The organism is Selenomonas sp. oral taxon 138 str. F0429, assembly GCF_000318175.2.
GTDB lineage: Bacteria > Bacillota > Negativicutes > Selenomonadales > Selenomonadaceae > Centipeda > Centipeda timonae.
The window spans coordinates 150,562-175,986 of record NZ_KB290952.1 but is presented as its reverse complement, the minus strand read 5'-3'; the positions used below and the strand labels follow the sequence as shown (position 1 = coordinate 175,986).

Annotated in this window: 24 protein-coding genes and 2 pseudogenes; all 26 read left to right on the top strand. The window is 57.5% G+C overall.

From position 1 onward, the window contains the following. The first annotated feature begins 14 nt into the window (after positions 1 to 14). Positions 15 to 344: a DNA-directed RNA polymerase subunit delta gene (gene rpoE / locus HMPREF9163_RS10810; protein ID WP_009441837.1), complete on the top strand. Its 330-nt coding sequence runs from the start codon at positions 15 to 17 to the stop codon at positions 342 to 344. A 23-nt stretch (positions 345 to 367) separates the two neighbouring features. After that, on the top strand, positions 368 to 1,978 hold the full coding sequence (locus tag HMPREF9163_RS10805; RefSeq protein ID WP_009441836.1) for a CTP synthase: 1,611 nt from the start codon (positions 368 to 370) through the stop codon (positions 1,976 to 1,978). After that, complete coding sequence (gene mfd / locus HMPREF9163_RS10800) at positions 1,975 to 5,259, top strand: transcription-repair coupling factor (protein WP_009441835.1); 3,285 nt, start codon at positions 1,975 to 1,977, stop codon at positions 5,257 to 5,259. The genes HMPREF9163_RS10805 and mfd overlap by 4 nt, the downstream gene beginning before the upstream one ends. A 3-nt stretch (positions 5,260 to 5,262) precedes the next feature. Then, positions 5,263 to 5,958: an SAM-dependent methyltransferase gene (locus HMPREF9163_RS10795; protein WP_009441834.1), complete on the top strand. Its 696-nt coding sequence runs from the start codon at positions 5,263 to 5,265 to the stop codon at positions 5,956 to 5,958. A 145-nt stretch (positions 5,959 to 6,103) separates the two neighbouring features. Next, a complete protein-coding gene (locus tag HMPREF9163_RS10790) occupies positions 6,104 to 6,376 on the top strand; it encodes an HU family DNA-binding protein (RefSeq protein ID WP_009441833.1) in 273 nt (90 codons plus the stop codon). Between the two features lie 65 nt (positions 6,377 to 6,441). Continuing rightward, the gene (locus HMPREF9163_RS10785; RefSeq protein WP_009441832.1) at positions 6,442 to 7,218 is read left to right on the top strand and encodes an SDR family NAD(P)-dependent oxidoreductase; all 777 of its coding nucleotides are present in this window, start codon (positions 6,442 to 6,444) and stop codon (positions 7,216 to 7,218) included. Between the two features lie 63 nt (positions 7,219 to 7,281). Continuing rightward, the gene (locus HMPREF9163_RS10780; RefSeq protein ID WP_009441831.1) at positions 7,282 to 8,439 is read left to right on the top strand and encodes a glycosyltransferase; all 1,158 of its coding nucleotides are present in this window, start codon (positions 7,282 to 7,284) and stop codon (positions 8,437 to 8,439) included. 16 nt (positions 8,440 to 8,455) lie between these two features. Then, the gene (locus tag HMPREF9163_RS10775; RefSeq protein ID WP_009441830.1) at positions 8,456 to 8,716 is read left to right on the top strand and encodes a septum formation initiator family protein; all 261 of its coding nucleotides are present in this window, start codon (positions 8,456 to 8,458) and stop codon (positions 8,714 to 8,716) included. A 144-nt stretch (positions 8,717 to 8,860) separates the two neighbouring features. Further along, positions 8,861 to 9,307, top strand: coding sequence for a S1 domain-containing RNA-binding protein (locus HMPREF9163_RS10770; RefSeq protein WP_009441829.1), 447 nt, complete (start codon positions 8,861 to 8,863; stop codon positions 9,305 to 9,307). A 118-nt stretch (positions 9,308 to 9,425) separates the two neighbouring features. Further along, positions 9,426 to 10,817 carry a tRNA lysidine(34) synthetase TilS gene (gene tilS, locus HMPREF9163_RS10765; protein ID WP_198142781.1) on the top strand — a complete coding sequence of 464 codons (1,392 nt, stop codon included), beginning with the start codon at positions 9,426 to 9,428 and terminating at the stop codon, positions 10,815 to 10,817. Then, positions 10,814 to 11,359, top strand: a complete 546-nt coding sequence (hpt, locus tag HMPREF9163_RS10760; protein ID WP_009441827.1) for a hypoxanthine phosphoribosyltransferase — start codon at positions 10,814 to 10,816, stop codon at positions 11,357 to 11,359. The genes tilS and hpt overlap by 4 nt, the downstream gene beginning before the upstream one ends. Before the next feature lie 17 nt (positions 11,360 to 11,376). Continuing rightward, entirely contained in the window at positions 11,377 to 13,371 is a 1,995-nt protein-coding gene (ftsH, locus tag HMPREF9163_RS10755) for an ATP-dependent zinc metalloprotease FtsH (RefSeq protein WP_037347071.1), read from the top strand. A gap of 133 nt (positions 13,372 to 13,504) precedes the next feature. Beyond that, on the top strand, positions 13,505 to 14,161 hold the full coding sequence (locus HMPREF9163_RS10750) for a hypothetical protein (RefSeq protein WP_157049444.1): 657 nt from the start codon (positions 13,505 to 13,507) through the stop codon (positions 14,159 to 14,161). A gap of 72 nt (positions 14,162 to 14,233) precedes the next feature. Beyond that, a complete protein-coding gene (gene rfbF, locus HMPREF9163_RS10745) occupies positions 14,234 to 15,019 on the top strand; it encodes a glucose-1-phosphate cytidylyltransferase (protein WP_009441824.1) in 786 nt (261 codons plus the stop codon). Between the two features lie 58 nt (positions 15,020 to 15,077). Beyond that, a pseudogene (locus HMPREF9163_RS10740) lies at positions 15,078 to 16,048 on the top strand (glycosyltransferase family 2 protein). Between the two features lie 15 nt (positions 16,049 to 16,063). Continuing rightward, the gene (locus HMPREF9163_RS12770) at positions 16,064 to 16,438 is read left to right on the top strand and encodes a methyltransferase domain-containing protein (RefSeq protein ID WP_369796105.1); all 375 of its coding nucleotides are present in this window, start codon (positions 16,064 to 16,066) and stop codon (positions 16,436 to 16,438) included. Between the two features lie 96 nt (positions 16,439 to 16,534). Continuing rightward, positions 16,535 to 17,506, top strand: coding sequence for a biotin--[acetyl-CoA-carboxylase] ligase (locus HMPREF9163_RS10735; RefSeq protein WP_009441820.1), 972 nt, complete (start codon positions 16,535 to 16,537; stop codon positions 17,504 to 17,506). A gap of 46 nt (positions 17,507 to 17,552) precedes the next feature. Then, a complete protein-coding gene (locus HMPREF9163_RS10730) occupies positions 17,553 to 18,320 on the top strand; it encodes a type III pantothenate kinase (protein ID WP_009441819.1) in 768 nt (255 codons plus the stop codon). Positions 18,321 to 18,325: 5 nt separating this feature from the next. After that, positions 18,326 to 19,288: a tRNA dihydrouridine synthase DusB gene (dusB, locus tag HMPREF9163_RS10725; protein ID WP_009441818.1), complete on the top strand. Its 963-nt coding sequence runs from the start codon at positions 18,326 to 18,328 to the stop codon at positions 19,286 to 19,288. Between the two features lie 11 nt (positions 19,289 to 19,299). Continuing rightward, positions 19,300 to 20,688, top strand: coding sequence for an aminopeptidase (locus tag HMPREF9163_RS10720; protein ID WP_037347067.1), 1,389 nt, complete (start codon positions 19,300 to 19,302; stop codon positions 20,686 to 20,688). A 245-nt stretch (positions 20,689 to 20,933) separates the two neighbouring features. Then, on the top strand, positions 20,934 to 22,130 hold the full coding sequence (locus tag HMPREF9163_RS10715) for a pyridoxal phosphate-dependent aminotransferase (protein WP_009441815.1): 1,197 nt from the start codon (positions 20,934 to 20,936) through the stop codon (positions 22,128 to 22,130). 207 nt (positions 22,131 to 22,337) lie between these two features. Beyond that, entirely contained in the window at positions 22,338 to 22,925 is a 588-nt protein-coding gene (locus HMPREF9163_RS10710) for a MotA/TolQ/ExbB proton channel family protein (RefSeq protein WP_009656213.1), read from the top strand. Next, positions 22,915 to 23,325 (top strand): biopolymer transporter ExbD, encoded by a 411-nt coding sequence (locus HMPREF9163_RS10705; RefSeq protein ID WP_037347065.1) that lies wholly within the window; start codon positions 22,915 to 22,917, stop codon positions 23,323 to 23,325. Before HMPREF9163_RS10710 ends, HMPREF9163_RS10705 begins: the two co-directional genes overlap by 11 nt. Continuing rightward, positions 23,326 to 23,970 carry an energy transducer TonB gene (locus HMPREF9163_RS10700; protein ID WP_009441812.1) on the top strand — a complete coding sequence of 215 codons (645 nt, stop codon included), beginning with the start codon at positions 23,326 to 23,328 and terminating at the stop codon, positions 23,968 to 23,970. Between the two features lie 40 nt (positions 23,971 to 24,010). Continuing rightward, a complete protein-coding gene (locus tag HMPREF9163_RS10695; protein ID WP_037347064.1) occupies positions 24,011 to 25,207 on the top strand; it encodes an FTR1 family protein in 1,197 nt (398 codons plus the stop codon). A 52-nt stretch (positions 25,208 to 25,259) separates the two neighbouring features. Further along, positions 25,260 to 25,425, top strand: a pseudogene (locus HMPREF9163_RS12765) (iron transporter); the annotation flags it as partial.

Sequence of the window (25,425 nt, the reverse complement as noted above, 5' to 3'; positions counted from 1 at the left end):
AAAGGAGCGTATCTATGGATTTTGAACACATGTCGGAAGTGGACGCCGCCTATCACATCCTCGCGAAGAAGGAAACGCCCGTTCACTATAAGGAGCTGATCACCGAGGTCATCGAGGCGACGCACAAACCCGTACAGTCTCTGGCCATGGCGATCTCCGAGATCTATACGATGATGAACATGGACAGCCGCTTTCACTATGAGGGCGAGAGCAAATGGGGGCTGACGGAGTGGGTTCCGCCTGAGGTCAAGCGCTCCTCGTCCCGCGCCTCCTCCGCTGCGGCAAAGACGGCGATTACGAAGGAGACAGCGCGCAAGAAGAAGCTCGAGAGCATTCAGAACTGATGTAAGGAGTGCGGAGGAACGGCATGGCAAAGTATATTTTCGTCACGGGTGGAGTGGTCTCATCGCTCGGCAAGGGCATTACGGCGGCATCGCTCGGTCGGCTGCTCAAGAATCGCGGGCTGAAGGTCACGATTCAGAAATTCGACCCCTACATCAATATTGACCCCGGCACGATGAGCCCCTATCAACACGGCGAGGTGTTCGTCACGGATGACGGGGCGGAGACGGATCTCGATCTCGGGCACTATGAGCGCTTCATCGACATTAACCTCACAAAGCGTTCGAATATCACGACGGGAAAGGTCTACTCGACGGTGCTCAACAAGGAGCGCCACGGCGACTATCTCGGCTCGACGGTGCAGGTCATTCCGCATATCACGAACGAGATCAAGCAGCGCGTCTACGATGTGGCAAAGGCGGACAACGCCGACGTGGTCATCACGGAGATCGGCGGGACGGTCGGCGATATCGAGAGCCTGCCGTTCCTCGAGGCGATTCGCCAGGTTAAGAAGGAAGTCGGCAAGAACGACGCACTCTATATCCATGTGACCTTGCTGCCCTACATCGGGGCGGCGGGCGAGCTGAAGACGAAGCCAACGCAGCACAGCGTCAAGGAGCTGCGAGCGATCGGTATCCAGCCGGATATCCTCGTCTGCCGCACGGAGCAGCCTATTCCGCGCGAGATGAAGGAGAAGATCGCACTCTTTTGCGATGTGGATGCGGATGCCGTCATCGAGAACCGTACGGCAGCGACGATCTACGAGGTTCCCCTCATGATGCAGCAGGAGGGACTCGACCGCATCGTGCTCGAGAAGATGGCGATGAACTTCGATCCGTCCAATATGGAGATGTGGGAGAAGATGGTCTTCAAAATCAACCATCCCGCGAAAAAGGTGAAGATCGCCGTTGTCGGCAAATACGTAGCCCTGCCGGACGCCTATATGTCTGTGACGGAGGCGCTCCATCACGGCGGCATCGAGCACGATGCTCAGGTGAAGATCACGTGGATCAACGCGGAGGAGCTTGAGGCACCGAATGCCGATCTCGATGAGATCTTCGTCGGATGCAGGGGAATTCTCGTCCCCGGCGGCTTCGGCGACCGCGGTGTCGAGGGGAAGATCCGCGCGATCCAGTATGCACGCGAGCATGAGATTCCCTTCCTCGGGCTCTGTCTCGGCATGCAGTGTGCCGTCATCGAGTTCGCGCGTCACGTTGCGGGTCTCGCCAATGCGCACAGCACGGAGTTTGTGCCCGAGACGCCGCATCCCGTCATCGCCCTGATGGCAGATCAGCAGGATGTGGAGGAAAAGGGCGGTACCATGCGCCTCGGGGCATATCCGTGCATCCTCTCCGACGCGTCCCGCTCCCGTGCAGAATACGGCACAATCGAGATCAGCGAGCGCCATCGCCATCGCTTTGAGTTCAACAATGCCTACCGTGCACAGCTCGAGGAAAAGGGCATGGTCATTGCGGGCACAAGCCCCGACAACCGCCTCGTGGAGGTCGTGGAGATCGCGGATCATCCGTGGTTCGTCGCCTCTCAGTTCCATCCGGAGCTCAAGTCGCGGCCGAACCATCCGCATCCGCTCTTTGCAGGTTTTGTGCGCGCAGCGCTCGCTGCAGCTCCCAAATGAACGCACTCTTTTCGATCTTGTGTGCAGACAGCGGCGTGCATCAGCTGGCAGATTCATTGGGCGGGGAGCCACAGCAAATCCTTGCGCACGGATTTGCCGGCTCCATGAAGCACGCTGCCGTCGCTGCTGCCTATGACAGCGCCCCGCGCCCACTCGCCATCGTGACGAGCGGGCGCGAAGCGCTGCGCGCGTGGCAGGAGGATCTGGCATCGCTCCTGCCTGAGGCGGATGTCTATGAACTGCCCGAGCTGGATCGCATCGATTTCGCTGCACCTGGTGCGGCAAAGGGGCTCGAGCGTTCGGCACAGCGGATGAACATTCTCGCCCGGCTCCTGCGCCATGAGCCGATCATTGTGCTCTCGGATATCGGGGCGGCGGCACAGAAGGGGCTCAGTACGGCGGAGTTTTCGCGCGCTGCGCTCTCCCTGCGCCTCGGTGAGGAACTGCCGCGCGATACGCTGCTCGAGCGCCTGACTGCGCTCGGCTATGAGCACGCGGCCGAGGTGGAGCACGTTGGGCAGTTCAGCGTGCGCGGCGGCATCGTCGACATCTTTCCCATCAACGCGCTCTCTCCCATCCGCATCGAATTCTTCGACGCGGAGATCGACTCTATGCGCGAGTATGATCCTTTGACAAAGCGCTCCATCAAAAATATCGGCACGGCTTCCGTCATGCCGCTGCGTGCAGCGGATGATGAGGGGGAGGCGTGCTTTTTGACGTATCTCGGACGAGAGGGAATCACGCTGTTCGATGAGCCATCCCGTCTGAGTGCAGCGCTTTCGGACGCTGCGCAGGAGGATGACATACGCGCCGCGCGCCTCTTCTCGTGGGAGGAGCTGGTTGTGGCGGGCGCGGCGGGACACGAAGTGTTTGCCGCACTGATGAGCCGCTCCTATTCCGCCTGTGCACCGACGACCCTTGTCGGCTTCCACATGGTGCCGATGACGGCATTTCAGCGTCAATTCGCCCTACTCGAGAGTGAACTGCGCCGTTATCTTGCGGATGGGACAAGAGTGCTTGTCCTCGCAGGCGGCGTGGAGCGGGCGAATCTCGTCCGCGATATGCTGACGGGATGGAAGATCCCTGCAATTGTTCTTCGCAGGGAGGGCGAGGAGGTCAGGGATGCGGTAGTCGTGACCTCGGGGGCATTGCGCGCGGGCTTTGAACTGAGCGCGGCGAAGATTGCGGTTCTTACGGAGCAGGATATCTTTGGTCGCCACAAGGCAAAGCTGCGGCGCACACCGTCGGCAGGGGAGCGCATCCGTCACTTTCGCGAGATTGCGCCCGGCGACTACGTTGTCCATGTATCACACGGCATTGGGAAGTACCTCGGGGTGGAGACGCTCGAGGTGGCAGGTGTGCACCGCGACTACCTGCGCATTCAGTACGGCGGAGACGACAAGCTCTTCGTGCCGACAGATCAGGTCGGCCTCCTGCAAAAGTACATCGGCTCGGAGGGCGCAGCGCCACGCCTGCACCGCATGGGTACGGCGGACTGGGCGCGTGCGCGCGCAAAGGCGCAGAAGTCCGTGGAGGATATTGCCGACCATCTGCTCGAGATCTACAGCGCGCGCCAGCTCGCGAAGGGGCATGCCTTCACACCAGACGATGCGGGGCAGCGCGAGTTCGAGGAGGCGTTCCCCTACGAGGAGACGGCAGATCAGCTGCGCGCCGTTGCAGAGATTAAGCACGACATGGAGAGCGAGAAGCCCATGGATCGCCTGCTCTGCGGGGACGTGGGCTTTGGCAAGACAGAGGTCGCCGTGCGTGCGGCGTTCAAGGCAGCAATGGACGGCTTTCAGGTCGCCGTGCTCGTGCCGACGACGGTGCTTGCCCAGCAGCACTACCAGACCTTTGCTGCGCGCTTTGCCGAGTTCGCGCCGAAGGTGGACGTGGTCTGCCGCTTCCGCTCCGTGCGTGAACAGGCTGCAACCCTGCACGAGGTGGCACGCGGGCGCGTGGACATCCTCATCGGGACGCACGCGATCCTCAATCGGAAGCGCGTGCGCTTCCAGAACCTCGGTCTCCTGATCGTGGATGAGGAGCAGCGCTTCGGCGTCACGCAGAAGGAGAAGATCAAGGAGTTCGCGGCGGGGGTCGATGTGCTGACGCTCTCGGCGACGCCGATTCCGCGCACGCTGCATATGTCGCTCGCGGGAGCGCGCGACATGAGCATCATCGAGACGCCGCCCGCCGACCGTCTGCCCGTGCAGTCCTACGTTGTGGAGAGCAGCGATGCAATGATGCGCGGCGCGATCGAACGCGAGCTCGCGCGTGGGGGGCAGATCTATTTCATCTACAACCGCGTGGAGAGCATCGACCGCATGCGCGAGCATCTGCTGCGTCTCGTGCCCGAGGCGCGCATTGCCTCGGCACACGGGCAGATGAACGAAGACGTGCTCGAGCAGGTCATGATGGACTTCTACGAGGGACATTATGACATCCTGCTCGCAACGAGTATCATCGAGAACGGCATCGACGTGGCAAATGCGAATACGATCATCATCTACGATGCTGATCGCTTTGGGCTCTCGCAGCTTTATCAGATGCGCGGGCGTGTGGGGCGTTCGGCAAAGATGGCGTTTGCCTACTTTACGTATCGGCGCGACAAGGTACTCAGCGAGACAGCGGAGAAACGTCTGCAGGCGATGAAGGAGTTCGCCCAGCTTGGCTCGGGCTTTAAGATCGCCATGCGCGATCTCGAGATTCGCGGGGCGGGTAGTCTGCTTGGAGCACAGCAGCACGGGCATATCGCAGGCGTCGGCTTTGAGATGTATGTCAAGCTGCTCGAGGAAGCTGTTGCGCGCAAGCGTGGTGAGGTACCTGTGCCGCCGCCCGTGGAGACGGTCATCGATCTGCCCGTGGAGGCCTATCTCGACGGCGGCTACATCGATGATGCGATGCACAAGATCGAGATCTATCAGAAGATTGCCGCTGTCCGTACGAATGAGGATCTGGATGCCCTGCTCGATGAGCTGATCGACCGCTTCGGCGAGCCGACAGCACCTGTGCTCGCACTCCTCGACATCGCGCGCATCAAGAACTATGCGCGCAGCTTTGGCGCGCGCAGCATTGCGGCTAAGGGTGAGGCTCTGGATATCGCACTGCCCGAGGGAGAGAAGCTGCCCCTGCCCGCACTCATGCGCCTTGACCGCGCCTTTGGGCGGCGTGTTGGGCCCCTGCCGGAGGGAGATGGCTACCGCATTCGCTTGCAGCCGAAGGAGCGCAGGGAGATATTGGATACGGCACTGGAGATTGTACAGATGGCGAGTGGAGAGTGAGATATGGCAGAATATAAACTGACAGTGGCGGGACTTGGCCCCGGGGATGCGGGGCTTGTCACGCGCGCGACATGGGCGCGCATCGAGGCGGCGCAGCACATTATCCTGCGCACGCGCATTCATCCGACGGTGGAAGTGCTCGATGCAGCGGGGATTTCTTACGAGACGTATGACCATCTCTACGAGGAAGCCGACGATTTCGATGAACTGTACGCGTCAATTGTGGATGATTTGATGGCGCGTGCACGCACGATGGATGTGCTCTATCTCGTTCCAGGTAGCCCCTTTGTCGCTGAGCGCACGGTACAGCTTCTGCGCGAGCGCACGATGGAGGCGGGGGTGCCTCTCGAGATCCTGGCTGCGATGAGCTTTTTGGAGCCGCTTTTTGCTGCACTCGGGCTCGATCCCGTGAACGGGCTCTCCATTGTGGATGCGATGGATGAGGAGGCTGTTGCTGCGCCACCTGCACAGAATCTCATCATCACACAGCTCTATTCACGTGAGCTGGCCTCTGATCTGAAGATCCTCCTGATGGAGCACTTCCCAGATACGCAGGAGGTCATCTATCTTCATCATCTTGCACTGCCCGATGAGCGCGTGCAGCGCATCCCACTTTTTGAACTCGATTGGCAGGAAGATATTGATCATCTGACCACACTTTTTATTCCATACACCCCTGGTTTTTGGGAAAATGGATAAAAAAACGTGTATTTTTAGGGAAAAAAGCGGTTTTTTTTTGATTTTCCCCTTGATTTTTCGAAGTAATTCTGTTAAATTCTCTCATGACAGCGCGACCCCTTGTGGTCGCTAGGAAAATGGAAAATATCTAAAGGAGGATGCTACTTTGAACAAGCAGGAATTGGTCGCAAACGTAGCAGAGCAGGCAGGTCTGACGAAGAAGGACGCAGAGAAGGCGGTCAACGCCGTTTTTGAGGCAGTCAAGAACGCACTTTCCGAGGGCGACAGGATTCAGCTGATCGGCTTCGGTACCTTCGAGGTGAAGGATCGTAAGGCACGCAAGGGGCGCAACCCCCGGACGGGCAAGGAGATCAACATTCCGGCCTCGAAGACGCCTGTGTTCAAGGCTGGCAAGGCTCTGAAGGATTCTGTGAACTAAGTTTTCTCTTGAACGTGAGACCGGACTTCCGTTGGGAGTCCGGTTTTTCTTTTGATCGGACGGATATGGAACAGAATATTTTTACACGGGATGCCTTCGTGGGAAAAACGGCACTGATCTCGGGCGGAACCTCGGGAATTGGGCTTGCTGCGGCAGAGATCTTTCTTGCGGGCGGGGCATCGGTCATGCTCGTGGGGCGCGATGCGGCGCGTGGTCAGACGGCGCTTGCGCAGCTTTCGGCGGGGGAGCGGGCGCAATTTACGCGCTCTGATGTGCGCCGCACGGAGGACTGCCATCGTGCGGCAGAGGAGACAGTACACGCGTTTGGTGACATCGATATCCTCGTGAACTCCGCCGGGATCTACGTAGAAGGTGCGCTGGATGATCTCACGGAGGAGACCCTAGATGACTTGATTGCGACGAATGTCAAGGGGACATTCCATCTGACGCAGGCGACGCTGCCGCATCTGCGGAGCACGCTGGGCAATATCGTGAATGTAGCCTCGGATGCGGGACTGCACGGGAATTATTTCTGCGCGGCATATGCGGCGACGAAAGGGGCGGTCATCGCCTTTACACGCTCACTTGCGCTCGACCTTGCAGGCGATCAGGTGCGCGTGAATGCCGTTGCTCCTGCCGATATCCTGACGCCGCTCACGGAGCGTCAGCTCTCATCGCAGCGTGCCCGTGAGGAGCAACTGCGGGAGATGGCGTCAGTCTATCCGCTCGGACGCATCGGAACGCCCTGCGAAGCCGCTGCTGTAATCGCATTTCTCGCCTCACCCGCAGCAGGATGGGTGACGGGGAGCGTTTACTGTGTCGACGGTGGTCTCACAGCGTAAAAAATTTTTGTCCATCGTTGAAAATTGTGATACAATAATCGTGGTTCTGTGAGGAGGTGGAGGATGGAGCGTGCCCGTATTCTCATCCTGACAGCGTCCATCGGGTCCGGACACACGCGCGCAGCCGAGGCAATCCGTGCAGCGCTCGCGGCGCACCCGCAGGCAGATGCTATACAGGTGGATGTTGTCGATTTTATGGCGCGTGAAGTTTCCACAATTCACTACCTCATGAAGCGCATCTATCTCACGATGCTACGCTTCGTCCCGGATCTCTATGATGTTTTCTTCCGCATTGCGGGAAAGAAGGCGAGCGGCGGTATTGTGCGCGGCGCATTTGCGCAGGTGATGGTGCGCACGATGGGACGGATCGTGCGGTGTTATGAGCCGGATCTCGTCATCGTGACGCATCCCTTTCCCGAGGGGGCTGCGGCGCTCTGGCGCACGCGATATGGAGGCTCCTACGCATTGGCGGCACTCCTGACGGACTATGCGCTGCATGCAATCTGGCTTGTGCGCGGCGTAGATCAGTACTTTGTCGCAACGGAGGCGATGGCGGCGGAGATGGCAGAGCGAGGATTTGCTCCTCGCACGGTAGAGGCGAGCGGCATACCGATTGCGCGGGCGGATTATGCGCTGAGACAGATGGAGGCACAGGAGCGGGTAGGCCTGCATGGGGGACTGCCGACCGTTCTTCTCATGGGCGGAGGACTCGGACTCGGCGGCATGGATCGCACGCTTGTGGCACTTGAGACGCTTGAGCGACGGCTTGCCATCCTCGTTGCTGCGGGGCACAATGAGGTGCTCGAGGCACATGCGCGTCGTGTGGCTGAGACATCGCGGCATGTGATCCGCGTCTTTGCCTATACCGATGAGGTGCCTGTGCTCATGCGGGCGGCAGACCTCCTTATCACGAAGCCTGGAGGTCTCACGATTAGTGAGGCATTTGCAGCGGGGCTGCCGCTCCTCCTGCACGATCCGATTCCAGGTCCTGAGACAGAGAACGCCGTCTATGCGACGCGGCGTGGAGCCGCCGTATGGCTGCACCCAGGGGAGCGCATGGCACCTGCGGTGGAGGAGATCCTTGCGCATCGGATTTCGGATATGCGGCGGGCGGCAGGTGACTGTGCATGTGAGGATGCAGCACAGCGCGTGGCCAAGATTCTGATGGAAATGCTGACAAGGAAGAGGGGGCATACGCATGGCAAGGAGAAGGACGCCTAGGAGACCGCGCTGGTTTATGATCGCACTCCTTCTCATTCTGGCCTATTTTGGCTCGATGATCGTATCACAGGGATTCTACCTCTCCCATGTGTATGAGGATCAGCGTCTTGCAACGGAGCGCCTCACGGTGGCGCAGGAAGAGAATGACCGTCTGCGCGCTGAGAAGGAGCGTCTGGGCGAACTCCCCTATATTGAGAAGCTGGCGCGTGAAGAGCTGGGCATGACGGGGGCGGGGGAGCTTCCCTATGCGCCAGGAAAGCGTTCCAACAACAATTGACTCCATATCTGTGAAAACGCCGTACAATGGCTCCGATGCGCACCTGAATTTCTTGACACAGGATGTATTTGCCCTGTATAATAAACGGGTCAAATAAATATGGGGGACGACCCCGACGGTTTGTAGTTGAAGGGAAGAGTTGTATTGGCCATCGAAGTTGGCAGTGTAGTAGAGGGCGTCGTGACGGGCATCACGAATTTTGGCGCCTTTGTCGAGCTCCCCGAGGGAAAGACGGGACTGATCCACATCTCAGAGGTTGCCGATGTCTATGTGAATGATGTGCACGATTTCCTCAGAGAACGCGATACGGTCAAGGTCAAGGTGCTCACCGTGGACGACCGCGGCAAGATCGGACTATCGATCAAGGCGCTTCAGGATAAGGCGGCAGCCCCGGCACAGCCGTCTGCGGCTCCTGCACGTCCGCCGCGCCCCCCACGTGATATGCGGCGCACAGCTGCCTCGCGGCAGATCGGCTCTCCTTCTTTCGAGGACAAGCTGTCGCGCTTCCTGAAGGACAGTGATGAACGGCTGACCGATCTGCGCCGCAAGACGGATTCCAAGCGCGGTGGACGCGGATCGCGCCGTGGCTGAGACAGGGATGTGCTAATATTGGATGGAATGTGTGCGCTCTTCTGCAGCAGCATACAGTCATAGAAGAGGGAAAAGGGCACTCCGTTTGGAGTGCCTTTTTTTATATCGGGAGCATATCTTGCTGAAAAATCTCGAAGGTATTCTGCGCGCACATGATTTTTTCAATGCGGCGCGTACGCTACTTGTTGCATGCTCGGGCGGCACGGACTCGCTTGCCCTGCTGGATGCGTTGGAGCGTCTGCACAGCGCGGGCGGTGCGCGTGTCATTGCCGCCCACTATGAACATGGCATTCGCGGTGCGGCGTCCCGTGCGGATGCGCGCTTTGTCAAGGATTTCTGTGCGGCGCGTGCGCTTCCGTTCGTATGTGAGTCGGGTGCCGTGCCCGCCTATGCGCGCACGCATAAGATCTCGCTTGAGATGGCGGCGCGCATCTGCCGCTATGACTTCCTGCATCGCGCAGCCAAGGAGCATGATGCGGATGCGATTGTGCTCGCGCATCATGCGGACGATCTCGCAGAGACCGTACTCCTGCGCATCCTGCGCGGGACGGGGCCTGCGGGGCTCGCGTCGATGCGCGTCTTTGACGGGCTGCATTTGCGCCCGCTTCTCTCCCTCACGCGCGCCGCAATCGAGGCGTATGCGGAAGAGCGTGGGCTGTTGCCGCGTCACGATGCGACAAATGATGCCTTGGATGTGCGGCGTAATCGCATACGTCATGAACTCCTGCCCGCGCTTCGCGCGCAGTATAACCCCGCCGTGGGGGATGCGCTCACGCGACTCTCTGCCCTTGCGGCGGAGGAGGACGATTTGCTCGCCGCACTTGCGCGCGCGGAATACAGTCGGGCGCGCTGCGAAGGTGGGCTTTCTATCGAGGTACTGCGCGCACTTCATCCCGCCTTGCAGCGGCGTGTGCTGCGCCTCTTCTGGGCGGCAGAAACGCAGGCGGCGCAGGATTTTTCCTATCTCCATGAGGAGCGGCTGCGCGCGCTCCTCACTGCCGAGGGCACGGCACATGCTGAGATGCAGGGGGGATGGCATGCATACAGCCGCTATGGCGTGCTTGCGCTTTGCCGTCTGCCCGCACACAAAGATGCTTTAGAAAATCGTGAAATTTTGCTTCCTTTCACCCGCGAATATGCTATAATGAATTTTCAGGGCATGGAGTTTCACATCAGGTGTCTGAACCGCATGACGGCGGACGATTGGCGCAGGATGGAGGCGCGCGAAGCGGTCTATGCAGATCGCATGGCACTTCCTCCGCTTGTCCTCAGGACGCGGCGGGAGGGTGACTATATGCAGCTTCCCGTCGGGCGAAAGAAGCTCAAGGAAATCCTGATTGATGACAAGATTCCGCGTGAGGAGAGGGATACGATGCCGCTCATTGCGCTTGCGGATACACATGAGATTTTCTGGATTGAGGGCGGACGGCGCAGCACGCTTGCGCCCGTGACGGAATCCACCCGTGATATTTTGTGTATTTCATATGTGAAGGAGACGATAGCCAAATGATGAGCAGCGACATCGAGCGTATTTGTTTTTCCGAGGATGATATTCGCACGCGCGTGCAGGAACTCGGCGCGGAGATTGCGCGGGACTACCGCGATGCACCGGAGACGGTCTACTGTGTCGGCATCCTGAAGGGGGCTGCGGTCTTCTTCACCGATCTCGTGCGCGCCATCGATCATCCCGTTGCCTTTGACTTTATGCTTGTGTCTAGCTATGGAGACGCGACGGTCTCGAGCGGGCAGGTCAAGATCCTGAAGGATCTCGATTTCTCCATCGAGGGCAAGCACGTCATCATCATTGAGGATATCATCGACTCGGGTACGACCATGCACTATCTGAAGCAGATGTTCCAGGGGCGCCATCCGAAGAGCATCAAGATCTGTGCGTTCCTCTCGAAGCCCTCGCGCCGCGTCGCGCCTGTGGAGATCGACTACCTCGGCCACGAGGTGCCGGATGAATTCCTCGTGGGCTATGGCCTTGACTATGCGGAGAAATATCGGAATCTGCCCTACATCGGGGTGCTCAAGCGTTCCGTCTACGAATAAACCGGAGGAGGTAGAAATTGAATCAGTCGATATTGCGAAATCTTGCTTTTTACGCGCTCATGTTCTTCGTTGTCTGGACGGTCGCCGACTATATGTCGGGCAGCCATCAGGCACCGCACGCGACGGCGCTCGGATACAGCGACTTTAACGCAAAGGTACAGTCGGGCGAGGTCGACAAGGTCGTCATCGTACAGAACAACATCCGCGGCACGCTGACGGACGGGACAGAGTTCACGACGATTGCGCCCGATGCACCGAACAGCGATCAGGATCTCTACAAGCGCCTTTCAGACAAGGGGATCAATATCTCGGCGGAGAATCCGCCCGAGCCGCCGTGGTGGCAGACGATGCTCACATCACTCATCCCGATTGCGATTCTCATCGGTTTCTGGTTCTTCATCATGCAGCAGTCACAGATGGGCGGCGGCCGCATGATGAACTTCGGCAAGTCGCGCGTGCGGCTCATGGTGAGCGACAAGAAAAAGGTGACGTTTGCCGATGTCGCGGGTGCGGACGAGGCGAAGCAGGAGCTTGAGGAGGTTGTGGAATTCCTTAAGACCCCCGAAAAATTCAACGACCTCGGTGCGCGCATTCCGAAGGGCGTCCTGCTCTTCGGCCCTCCGGGCACGGGTAAGACCCTCCTCGCAAAGGCGGTTGCCGGCGAGGCGGGCGTACAGTTCTTCACAATCAGCGGCTCCGACTTCGTCGAGATGTTCGTCGGCGTCGGTGCTTCGCGCGTGCGCGATCTCTTCGAGCAGGCAAAGAAAGCCGCGCCGTGTATTGTCTTCATCGACGAGATCGACGCCGTCGGTCGTCAGCGCGGGGCAGGGCTCGGCGGTGGACATGACGAGCGCGAGCAGACGCTGAACCAGCTGCTCGTCGAGATGGATGGCTTCGCATCGAACGAGGGCATCATCATCATCGCGGCGACGAACCGCCCCGATGTGCTTGACCCCGCGCTCCTGCGCCCCGGTCGCTTCGACCGCCAGATCGTCGTGGACAAGCCCGACGTGCGTGGGCGCGAGGCGATCCTCAAGGTGCATACGAAGGGCAAGCCAATCGCGGATGATGTGAATCTGGACGTGCTTGCGCGCCGTACGCCCGGTTTTACGGGCGCGGATCTCAGCAACCTCGTGAACGAGGCGGCGCTCCTTGCTGCGCGCCGCGACAAGAAGAAGATCTACATGGCGGAAATGGAGGAGGCGATCGAGCGCGTGCTGGCAGGCCCCGAGCGCAAATCCCACGTCATGACGGACGAGGAGAAGCGACTCACGGCATACCATGAGGGCGGTCACACCCTTGTCGGTCTGCTGCTCGAGCACGCCGATCCCGTGCACAAGGTCACAATCATTCCGCGTGGGCGTGCGGGCGGCTATATGCTCTCCCTGCCGAAGGAGGATCGCTCCTACCGCACGCGTTCGGAGCTGTTCGACCGCATCAAGGTCGCGCTCGGCGGGCGTGTTGCAGAGGAGGTCGTGCTCGGTGAGATCAGTACGGGTGCATCGAGCGACATCCAGCAGGCGACGCAAATCATCCGCAGCATGATTATGCAGTACGGCATGAGCGATACCATTGGCCCCATCGCCTACGGTGAGGAGAACCATCAGGTCTTCCTCGGGCGTGACTTCAACCGCGACCGTAACTATTCCGAGGAGGTCGCGGGCGAGATCGACCGCGAGGTGCGCCGTTACATCGAAGAGGCGTACGAAGCGTGCCGCGTCATCATCACGGAGAACCGCGAGAAGCTCGATCTGATTGCGAACGCACTGCTCGAGCGTGAGACGTTGAATGCAAGCGAGCTCGAGGAGCTGATGACGAAGGGGGAGATAAGCGATAAGAGCAAGGATGACGACGATACGGATGATACCGGCAAACCTGCAATGATTCCCGTTGACGTCGTGATCGACGACTCTACGCAGACGAGCGAGGAAGCAGAGCGCGCCGCCGAGGAGCGTCCTGCGCCCGTTCCGAGTACAGAGCCGAAATTCAATGTGACGCAGTGGAATAAATAGAAACAATGACGGAGGCGTTGCTGCATGAGTGAGAATGCGGCAGCGCCTTTTCTTTAGGAAATGTGAGATTTTGACGATAATACAAGGGGATACATTATCCTACTTGTAATGCAAACTGTATATGGATGAATTCTTGAAGACAGTACCGGAAGCTGATTCTCCGGTACGCGCGCTCGTCATTGAACCGATGTTTGGGGAGGGGATTCTGTCTATCCGCAATTATTTCCGCAAGCTGCGGCGGGAAGTGGCGATCGATGCCGTTGTGACAGATGTGCGTTATTTGGAAGATGTGCGATCTATGACAGACCGTATCGTGCAGACGGATACATTGGATCACCTCGCGGATGAGGTGCATGAGCACTACGACCTCATCATCGCTGCTGCACAGCTCAATGACCTGCTGATCTGCGACATCCTCTCGTTTTTTCAAATCTGTCATGAACGTCTTCGTCCGCACGGCTTTGTCTATGCCTCTCTGCATAACTACAACAGTTTCGAGCATACCATGGAAAGCTTGCCGAATCAGATTCCGTATCTTGTTTATGACACTGTTATGCCACTCGATGGGCGACGCATATATCCGACGACGCGTTTTGTTGCAGCGTTGCGGGAGCGGTTTACTGAGCCGTCAGTACAGATCGGGTATGTGACAGGCGGCCAGGTTTTCAATGGCATGGAATCCTTTGCCGAGAGGGTGTATGCTGCTCTTGGAACTCCGGAAAATGATAGAGCCTATTTGCGTCAGTTCTTGTCCGGAAATAGTGTCATTTTCCATATACGAGCGATTTAAGTGATAAAAACATGAGGGATATGTGACTTAGTTATTATTCGTGAAGCAGTCTATGACGAAGGGAGCAGATGTATGAAGGTTGTTATCCTGGCCGGCGGGCTCGGTACGAGGATCAGTGAGGAATCAGCGCTGCGGCCGAAGCCCATGATCGAGGTCGGTGGGAAGCCGATTCTCTGGCATATTATGAAGATCTATTCGCACTATGGATTTCATGAGTTTATCATCTGTCTTGGATACAAGGGCTATATGATAAAGGAATACTTTGCCGACTACTATCTGCACACATCGGATGTGACCTTCGACTTTACGCAGGGCAACGCGATGACGGTACACAACAATGTTTCAGAACCGTGGAAGGTGACGCTTGTGGATACGGGGCTCAATGCACAGACGGGATGCCGTATTAAACGCATTCAAAAGTATGTGGGTAACGAGACCTTTATGCTGACTTATGGTGATGGGGTGAGTGATATTGACTTGCATGCGCTTGTTCGAACACATAATGCGAAGCAGGATCGTGCACTCGTAACGATGACGGCGATTCAGCCGGGGGGCAGATTCGGCGTTTTGGATATCGAATCCTCGACTAATGAGATCAGCCGTTTTGTTGAAAAGGCAAAGGAGGATGGCGGCTGGATCAATGGCGGATTTATGGTAGTCGAACCGGCGGTCTTTGACTATCTCCGCGATGAGGAGCGATGCATTTTTGAGACGGAGCCGCTTGAGACAATTGCGAAGAACGGCGGGCTTCATGCGTATAAGCATGGGGGCTTCTGGCAGTGCATGGATACGCAGCGTGATAAGGGGAAGTTGGAGACTCTATGGGAGAGCGGTGATGCTCCGTGGAAGTTATGGTAGCCGTCAAGGGGATAATTTGAAATCTCATTGATGCCATTTGTGGAAGGGTAAAAAGACTATGGCAAAGCTGAGTATAATCATCCCCGTGTACAATATGAATGAACAAGTCAATCAATGTCTTTTGACGATACGCAATACTGTTCAGCTGCCGTATGAGGTGGTCATTGTCGATGACGGGTCATCGGCGGATGAACCTGTCGCGATTCTGCAGGGGATGATGATGTCCGTGTGATCCACTGTGCGGAGCTCCGCGGCTTTTCCCATGCGGTGAACACAGGGATTCGTTCCTCTCTTGGAGAGGTTTTGCTCTTTCTACATGCGGGTGTCCTGCTTGCTCCGTTCGCAGCGGAGGATATGCTGGACGTATTGATTCATGATGCTGCGTTGGGGGCAGTGTGCGCAGTTGCACCGTCGGTGTATGAACGGGCACAACTGCTGCCGGATACGCCCTATGAAGGCTGGGATGCGTTCGTGGCGACGGCGGCAGCGATTCGTGCGGAGAAGAAAGCACCGCATGTGGAGCTCTTCGCGGAGATGATTGCGCTCATGGTGCGACGTGGGGTGGTCGAGGCAGCAGGATTCCTCGATGAGCGGTATACGGTTCCCGCGCTCGCTGCATATGACTACACGCTGCGTATGACACAGGCAGGTTACGGCATGGCATCGCTTCCAAATGTCTATGTTCATCACGATGATGGACTTCAGGATACTGAGGAATATGAGCGTATATGCGAGAGGAAACGCACACTTTTTCACAATAAGTGGGGGCTTTCGCTCAACTATTCTTTTGCGGTACGTTCGGAACTCTTCCCGCTGATGGATCTGTCGCAGGAGGGACTGCGTATTCTTGAGATCGGCTGTGCCTGTGGAGCAACTCTGCGGGAGATCGGAATGCAGAACCCCAGAGCAAAACTTTATGGGGTGGAGCTGAATGAGAGTGCGGCGGCGATCGCGGCACCATTTGCCAAGATCCTCTCTATGAACGTGGAAAAGCTTGAACTCACGGATATTCCAGAGCGATTTGACTAGATTATCTTGGGGGATGTGATCGAGCATCTTCTTGATCCATGGTCGGCGATTCGGAATATGCGGGAACTGCTCGTGCCAGGTGGTTCGATCGTCGCAAGCATTCCAAATGTGGCGCATATCAGCAATCTTTATCATGTTCTCTGTGGTCGTTGGACGTATGAGGACATGGGGGTGCGGGATCGTACACATTTTCGTTTCTTTACGAAATACGAGATTGTCCAGGTGTTTGAGAATGCGGGGTTTATGGTTGATGAGATTCAACCCAGGAAACTTCCTCTGGATGCACAGTGGCAAGAGTTCAGAGATGAGATCCTTTCGCTTCAAATGGTTCATGTGAATGCGGAGGATCTGGATGCCTATCAATGGGTTGTACGGGTGCAGCGCACGTAGAAGAGCCGTATTCATATTTTTCGATTTTTTTGTGGCATGGAGCCGTTATCTGCGCTATAATGGGGCGGATAACGGCTTTTCGATTGGAGGTATGCGATGAGCAGGGATGTGCTGGAACTCCTGCGGGCGGCGGGCGGCTATATCTCAGGCGAGAAGATGGCGGAGCGGCTCGGTGTGACGCGCGCAGCTGTGTGGAAGAAGATCGCAGCTCTGCGTGATGCGGGCTATGATATATCGAGCGCGCCGCGCAGCGGCTACGTCCTGCGCTCCGCCCCTGACCGCCTGATCGAGACGGAGATTTCGCAGGATCTGAAGACGGCGCTCGTCGGTCGGAAGGTCATCTGTTACGATGTGGTGGACTCAACGAATCTCGTGCTGAAAAACCTTGCACGCGAGGGTGCGGAGGACGGCACGGTGGTCGTTGCCGACAGTCAGGGGACAGGGCGTGGGCGCATGGAGCGCGCGTTTTTCTCGCCGCCCGGCAAGGGCATCTGGGTGAGCATCCTCCTGCGTCCGACGTTCCTGCCGCAGGACGCGCCGAAGTGTACGCTGATGGCAGCGGTCGCGGTGGCGCGTGCGATGGAGAAGTTCGGATTGCGCGCGGCGATCAAGTGGCCGAATGACATCCTGCACGACGGGCGCAAGCTGGTCGGCATCCTCACAGAGATGAGTGCGGAGATGGATTGCGTGAACTATGTCGTGATCGGCATCGGCATCAATGTGAACATTGCACCCGAGGAGTTCCCCGCAGAGCTGCGCGCGATAGCAACGTCGCTGATGCAGATGAAGGGCGCACCGCTGCCGCGCGTGGCGTTCCTACAGGAACTCCTGCGTGTGCTCGATGACCTCTATGCGAGCGTGCAGCGCGAGGGCTTTGCCCCTGTGCTGGCGGCGTGGCGGGAGTATGCCGTGACACTCGGGCAGGAGGTGCGCGTGATCGGCCCTGCGGGCGAGGAGTTCGAGGGCGTTGCGGTGGATATTGATGCGGAGGGCGCACTCCTTGTCGACACGGCAGAGGGGCGGCGGCGCGTGCTTGCGGGTGATGTGTCGATTCGTCCGCGTGCATAAACTCTTTGAAATAAATTTAACTATACAATAGTACGGAGGAAAGAACTTGCTGCTAGTACTGGACATCGGCAACAGCAACATCGTCATGGGCGCGTACGAAGGGAAGCGGCTTCTGCGGCACTGGCGCATCTCGACGGATCGGCAGAAGACGGGCGACGAATACGGTATTCTGTTCAATGAATTGTTTCGTTATCAGGGCATTGAGATGTCCGATATCAAGGCAATCATTATCTCCTCGGTTGTACCGCCGCTTGTCGTTCCCCTGCGAAAGATGTGCGAGCGCTACTTCCGCATCCGCCCGCTGATCGTTGGGCCAGGCATACGAACCGGTATACGTCTGAACTACGAAAATCCGCGCGCCATCGGTGCTGACCGCATTGTAAATGTCATCGGCGCACACGAGCAGTTCGGCGGGCCGCTCATTGTCATCGACATCGGGACGGCGACGACATTCGACATTGTGGCGGAGAACGGGGACTTCCTTGGCGGTGTGATCGCGCCGGGGCTTGGCTCGAGCGCAGAGGCTCTCTTTCAGCGTGCGGCGCAGCTGCCGCGCATCGAACTCGTGCCGCCGAAAACAGTGGTCTGCCGCAGTACGATCCAAGGCATGCAGGCGGGCATCATCTACGGCTACGTCGGGCAGATCGACGAGATTGTCCGACGTATCAAGGCGGAGCTTGCGATGGAGATGAAGGTGGTCGCGACGGGCGGCTTTGCACGCATGGTAGCAAAGGAATCGCAGACGATCGATAAGGTCGATCACTTTCTGACGCTTACGGGGCTGCGTGTTCTCTATGAGCGAAACCAGCCGTGAAGCCAATGAAAATAGGAGCGTTCACGTTCGATGATCCCGTCTTTCTTGCGCCGATGGCGGGGGTGACAGACACGGCATACCGCGTGATCGTACACGATATGGGCTGCCCACTCGCGTTTGCAGAGATGGTGAGCAGTCAGGGCATCCACTACCGCAACGAACACACGATGAAGATGCTCCGCACGGAGGAGGGCGAGCGTCCAATTGCGATGCAGATTTTTGCCAAATCTGCGGCGATGGCGGCGGAGGCTGCCGCCTACATCGAGGAGATCGGGACGGCGGACATTCTGGACTTCAACATGGGATGTCCCGCGCCAAAGGTTGTGAAGAATGGCGAGGGATCGGCGCTCATGCGCGAGCCGAAAAAGGCGGAGGAGATATTAACCGCGATTCGCCGCGCGACGAAGCTGCCGTTTACGGTGAAGATGCGGCTCGGTTGGGATGATGCCTCGCGCAACGCTGTGGAAATTGCACAGATGGCAGAGGCGGTCGGTGTCGATGCCGTTGCCGTGCACGGGCGTACGCGTGAGCAGTTCTACAGCGGCAATGCGGACTATGCGGCGATCGCCGAGGTGAAGCGTGCCGTCAATATTCCCGTGATTGTGAGCGGTGACATCCGCCGTCCCGCCGATCTTGCGCGTGCACTCGACATCACAGGTGCAGATGCGGTGATGATCGGACGCGGGGCGCAGGGGAATCCGTGGATTTTCCCGCAGCTCATTCACTGCCTGCACACGGGGAAGGAACTGCCCCCGCCGACTCTCGCGGAGCGTGCACAGGTAATCCTGCGGCATCTCGATCTCCTCGTCGGCTATAAAGGCGAATACATTGGCATCCGCGAGATGCGAAAGCATGCGGCATGGTACACGCGCGGTCTAAAAGGCAGTGCAGAGCTGCGCGAGCGATTCAATCGCGCGGCATCAAAAGATGAATTCGTGCAGATTTTGCACGAGGCGTGGGATATATGAAAGGAATACATATGAGTGACGATAAGAAGACCTCGGTCTGGTCAAAATACACAATGGAGGAACGCGCCGCAGTCGATGTACTTGCACACGGCTACATTGACTTCCTCTCGGACTGCAAGACGGAGCGCGAGAGCGTGACGGAGGCAGTGCGCCGCGCACGCGCAGCAGGCTACCGTGACCTTGCGGATGTCATCGCGAATGGGGAGACACTTGCGGCGGGGGACAAGGTCTACGCCGTCAACATGAAGAAGGCGATCGTACTCTTCCATATCGGGGCGGAGCCGATGGAGCACGGCATGAACATCCTCGGCGCGCACATCGACACCTGCCGCCTTGATGTGAAGCAGAACCCTCTGTATGAGGATAATGGGCTGGCGTATTTTGACACGCACTACTACGGCGGCATCAAGAAGTATCAGTGGGTGACGATCCCACTTGCACTCCACGGTGTTGTCGTGAAGAAAGACGGCACGGTTGTCGAGATCACCATTGGGGAGAAGGCGGACGATCCCGTCTTCTGCGTGACGGACCTCCTCGTACATCTCTCGCAGGAACAGCTTGAGAAAAAGGCATCAAAGGTCATCGAGGGCGAGAAGCTGGATGTGCTCATCGGCGGTTATCCGCTGAAAAAAGACGACAAGGAATCCGTCAAGGACGGGATTCTCGCGCTCCTCAAAGAGCATTATGACATTGCCGAGGAGGACTTCAACTCGGCGGAGCTGACGCTTGTTCCGGCGGGACGTGCACGCGAGCTCGGTTTTGACCGCAGCATGGTGCTCGGCTACGGGCAAGATGACCGCGTCTGCTCCTATACTGCACTTTGCTCTATGCTCGAGACGGAAGCGGTAAAGCGCACGGCGTGCTGCCTTCTCGTGGATAAGGAGGAGATCGGAAGCGTCGGCGCGACGGGGATGCAGTCGCGCTTCTTTGAGAACATGGTCGCAGAGGTGCTCTCTGCCTGCGGGCAGTATACGGAGATCGCCCTGCGCCGCACCCTTGCACGCTCAAAGATGCTCTCCTCGGATGTGTCGAGCGCGTACGACGGGCTCTATGCGGATGCGTTCGAGAAGAAAAATGTCGCATATCTCGGGCGCGGCATGGTGTTCAACAAATTCACGGGTGCACGCGGCAAGTCCGGATCGAGCGATGCGAGTGCAGAGTACCTCGGCGAGCTGCGCCGCATGATGGACGAAAACGGCGTCAGCTATCAGCTTGCGGAACTTGGGCGCGTCGACCTCGGCGGCGGCGGCACGATTGCCTATATCATGGCACGTTACGGCATGGATGTCATCGACAACGGCGTTGCTGTCATGAGTATGCACGCGCCGTGGGAGGTCACGAGCAAGGTCGACATCTACGAGATGAAGAAGGGCTACGACGTATTCCTGCGGAATGCGTGAGGGCTGAAGGCATAGGCGCCCCTATCGGCTCACTGCGTTCGCCACTTCCCCCGTCTCGGACGGGGGAAGCTAATATGCCGCAATCTGGAAGCCTCTCCTGTGCGGCACGGGGGAGGGGGACCACGCGAAGCGTGGTGGAGGGGGCACTTTGAGCGTCTGAACAACAAGAGCAAAGGGCTGTTGCATGAGTTAAAACGACTTCGTGCAGCAGCCTCATCATTTCGTTTAGAAAAGGGGAGGACGATATGGTTTCGCAAGAGATGTACGAACTCGGTACAAAGAAATCCACGATCCGTACGATCTTTGAGTACGGGCAGAAGCGTGCGGCAGAGATCGGCCCAGAGAACGTCTTTGACTTCAGCCTCGGGAATCCGAACGTGCCTGCGCCGACATTCATTCAGGAAGCGGCAGTGGACATCCTGACGCACAGTGACCCGACGGAGGTGCACGGCTACACGATTTCGCCCGGAAAACTGCAGGTACGCGAGATCCTTGCGGCCGACATCAAAAAAAGATTTGGTTTGGAAGTCACAGGGAAAAATCTTTTTCTTACGGCGGGGGCGGCGGCATCCGTGACAATCGCATTCAAGGCATTGATGGAAACGGGAGATGAATTTGTCACGATTGCGCCGTTCTTCCCCGAGTATCGTGTCTTTGTCGAGGCGTGTGGAGGGCGGCTTGTCATCGTGCCCGCAAAGACTGACAATTTTCAGATTAACTTTGCCGCACTTGAGACGGCAATCACGCCGCACACGAAAGCCGTTATCATAAATTCGCCGAATAATCCGAGCGGTGCAGTCTACAGCGAGGAGACCATTCGGCGGCTTGCGGAACTCCTGCGTACAAAGGAGCAGACGTATGGACACCCGATTTTTATCATCGCGGACGAGCCATATCGTGAGATTGTCTACGATGGCCTGAGCGTTCCGTGCATTCCTCTCTACTATGACAACACGATTGTCTGCTACTCCTACAGCAAGTCCTTTTCCCTGCCGGGCGAGCGCATCGGCTATATCGTCGTCCCGGATACCGTTGCGGATTTTGCACGCGTCTACGGTGCAATGGCAGGTGCAGCGCGTGTCCTTACACATGTCAACGCGCCCTCGCTCTGGCAGCTTGTCATTGCACGCTGTGCGGGAAAGGCTGCTGATCTGAGTACATACGCACATAATGCAAAGCTGCTCTACGAAGGGCTGACGGCAGCTGGGTTTGAATGTATGCGTCCGCAGGGGGCGTTCTATCTCTTTCCAAAGGCACTCGAAGAGGACGATGCGGCGTTCTGTGCACGCGCACGTGAGTTCGATCTGCTGCTTGTGCCGGGCGCGGACTTCGGCTGTCCAGGGTATTTCCGTGCGGCGTACTGCGTGCGTACGGAAATGATCGAGCGTGCACTGCCGCACTTTCAAGAGTTGAGAAAAACTTACAAAGAAATACATGGATGAAGTTCGTTAATGATGGCTTCATTAAAATATATATTGACAATCACTCTCCTCAGAGCTATACTTAATATCGATTTACACTTCGCAAGGGTTATCATTATCGAATGATATGCCACGAGTCTATCGGGAATTACGCGCGTTTTCATACGTTTGACAAGGAAGGTGTTCTTTTTGACCAGTGCTGAACTCTTTGAAAAAGGCGGACCGGTAATGTACCTGCTGCTCCTGTGCTCGCTCACGGTGGCAGCGATTGCTATCGACCGTTTTTTGCTCTATCGTCGTGCATCGCAGGGGGCACGTGCGCTTGAAGCGGATGTTGCCGCCGCGCTTCGCAAGAAGAAGCTGGATGAGGTTGCACCTGCTGTGAAGGGCAAGGACAACATGGTTGCCCATCTCATACAGAGTGCGGTTGATGCGCGTGCGGCAGGGGAGGATGTTCCCATGACGCTTGAGGCGGTCTACGGTGAGGCGGCAATGCTTCTGCGTGCACGTCTCAACTATCTTTCAACGATTGTCACGCTTGCGCCGCTGCTCGGTCTCTTGGGTACAATCTCGGGTATGATCCAGTCCTTCAGCGTGTTCAACCTGCAGGCAGGGCAGCCGATGGCGATTACGGGCGGCATCGGAGAGGCACTGATTGCAACGGCGACGGGACTTCTTGTCGCGATCTTTGCACTTGTTGTGCACACCTACTTCGCACAGCGCATGGACATGATGCTGACACTGCTCGAAAAGACGATGAATACCCTGCTCGCGGGGTTCGCCGCGAATGATGGAGGGCATTCTCATGCGTCGTAATTTTCATGATGTGCGTGAGCCGCTCGTCATGATTATCCCGATGATCGACATTATGCTCTTTCTGCTTGTTTTCTTCATGCTCAGTACGATGTATATGGTGAATGCGAGCACAGTGCAGGTCAGTCTCCCACAAGCGGCGAGTGCACAGCAGGACACGCGCCCGCACATCGTATCCATTACGGTGACGGAGGACGGCAAGGTTCTCTTTGACCGCGATGAGGAGCCGACGCGGGAACTTACGGCGCGGGTCAAGACGCAGCTCGAAGATGATCCCGATACGGTCTTTGTCGTACGCGGCGACCGCAAGGCGGACTACCAGTTCGTCGTCACCGTCTTTGATGCGCTCAAGGAAGCGGGGACACGCCATGTGTCCATTGCGACGGAGACGGGAGGGGTCTGAGTGCAGTATCAGACACATTGGCGCCTCGCCTTTGTCCTCGCCTTCTTCTTTCACATCATCGCGTGGCTCTTTCTGACGATTCTTATTCCGCACGTCTTCAAAGCACTTGAAGCACCTCCGCAGGAGGAGCCGATGGAGTGGGTCGAACTCGCGGATGATCCAGGGCCTCCCGAGGAGGAGCAGGCGGAGGAGCCCCCTCCGCCCCCTCCGCCCCCGCCTGAACCCGAGCAGGTCGAAGAAGAACCGGCCGTGGTCGAGGCGGAGGTTCCGGAGGAAGCCATCACCGAGATTATGAAGGAAGTCGAGGAAACGCCGGAAAAGGAGGAGCCTAAGGTTCTTCGATCCGGCGAGGGGAAGCAGATCGGTCAGCCCGGCAAGATTCTGCATGCGGAGCAGCCGCCCTATGGTGCCATTCAGTTCAAAGGACGCATTGCCGTCTCGGCACGCATCGGTACGGACGGCAAGGTCATCAGCACCCGCATCCAGGTCTCCTCCGGAAATGCGCTCTATGATCGGATGGCACGGCGCATTGTCGAGAAGCAGTGGAAATTCGAGCCTGCGAAGGATATGAACGGGCAGCCGATGGAATCCGACATGCAGTGTCCTGTTTATTTCAACATGAAGCCTGCACGCAATATTAAATAATGTGCATGTGCTGGAAGAAGGGGAGGAAATAAGTAATCTCATGAGAAAACTCTTTATGTTTATTACGGCACTCTTTCTGCTCTTGCCTGCAGCATCCACGAATGCGGCGCAGACGTGGCAGCAGATCCACGACCACATTGCCGCTGAGATGAATAATGTCTATACGATCTATCAATCAGGCAATGCGGAGGGGGCAAAGGATGCCGTCAATGATATCTACTATGGCATCTATGAAAAGGATGGTCTGGAGAGTGCCGTACGCAGCGGGATCTCGTCCAAGAGTGCGAATCTCACGGAGTACCAGTTCTACACGCTCAAAAAGGCGATCCGCTCGGGTGCACCGCAGTCTGAGGTAGAAGCCGAGGGAAAAAAACTTCTCGACATGGTTCAGGCGGAAGTGACAACCCTCGAGACAGCGGGCGTGCAGTCGGGCGGCTGGGGCATGTTCCTGCAGGCGTTCCTGATCCTTCTGCGTGAAGGTGTTGAGGCGATCCTCGTGCTCGTCGGCATCATCGCCTACCTTGGGCGTGCCGGACACGAGAAGGAACTCTCCACGGTCTATAACTGGGCGATTGTAGGCGTTATTGCAAGCTTTATCTCGGCGTATCTCTTCGTTGAAGTTCTTGATAATACAACGACGACGGGCTCCGGACGTGAGATCATCGAGGGCTGTACAGCACTCTTCGCCGTGCTTGTTCTCCTCGGCACATCCGCATGGATGGGCGGCAAGTCCAATGCGAAGGCGTGGAAATCCTACATTGACAAGCAGGTGAAGCTGACGCTCTCGACGGGAAAATCACGTGCCCTTGGCTTTGCCGTATTCCTCGCCGTCTATCGCGAGGGTGCAGAGGTTATCCTCTTCTATCAGGCACTCTTCAACAATGCCATCGGCGATGTCGATATGATCTGGGGCGGCTTTGTCGCTGCTTGTGCGGCACTCGCCCTGCTCTTCTTCCTCATGCAGCGCGGTGCGCTGCGCATCCCGATCGGTCCGTTCTTCAAGGTGACGAGCGCGTTCATGTTCATTCTCGCCGTTACGTTCCTTGGCGGCGGACTCAAGGAACTGCAGGAGGCTGATGTGATCTCTACCTCGGTCATCGAGAGTATCCCCGTGCCGAGCATTGACTTGCTCGGGCTTTATCCCACCTATGAAACCATTGTGCCGCAGATTCTGCTGGTTGCAGCGGCGGTCGCGATGGTATCATATAGAAAGCGCTCTGCTGCGGCAGAGGCGTGAGTTTTCCCCGCAAGAGGGAGCAGTGTTTCATCTTTGTAAGGAGGATTATCCCATGAAGAAATCCGGTCTCAGCATGCTCAAAAAGGCGCTTGCCATTGGCGCTGTCGCATTCTCTACGTTTGCGATCAATGCGAACGTCAGCGAAGCTGCGTTCGAGGAGTTCCCGATCGGTGACGAGATCGAGGATACGACGAACCACTTCAAGGTTGCGCTCGTGT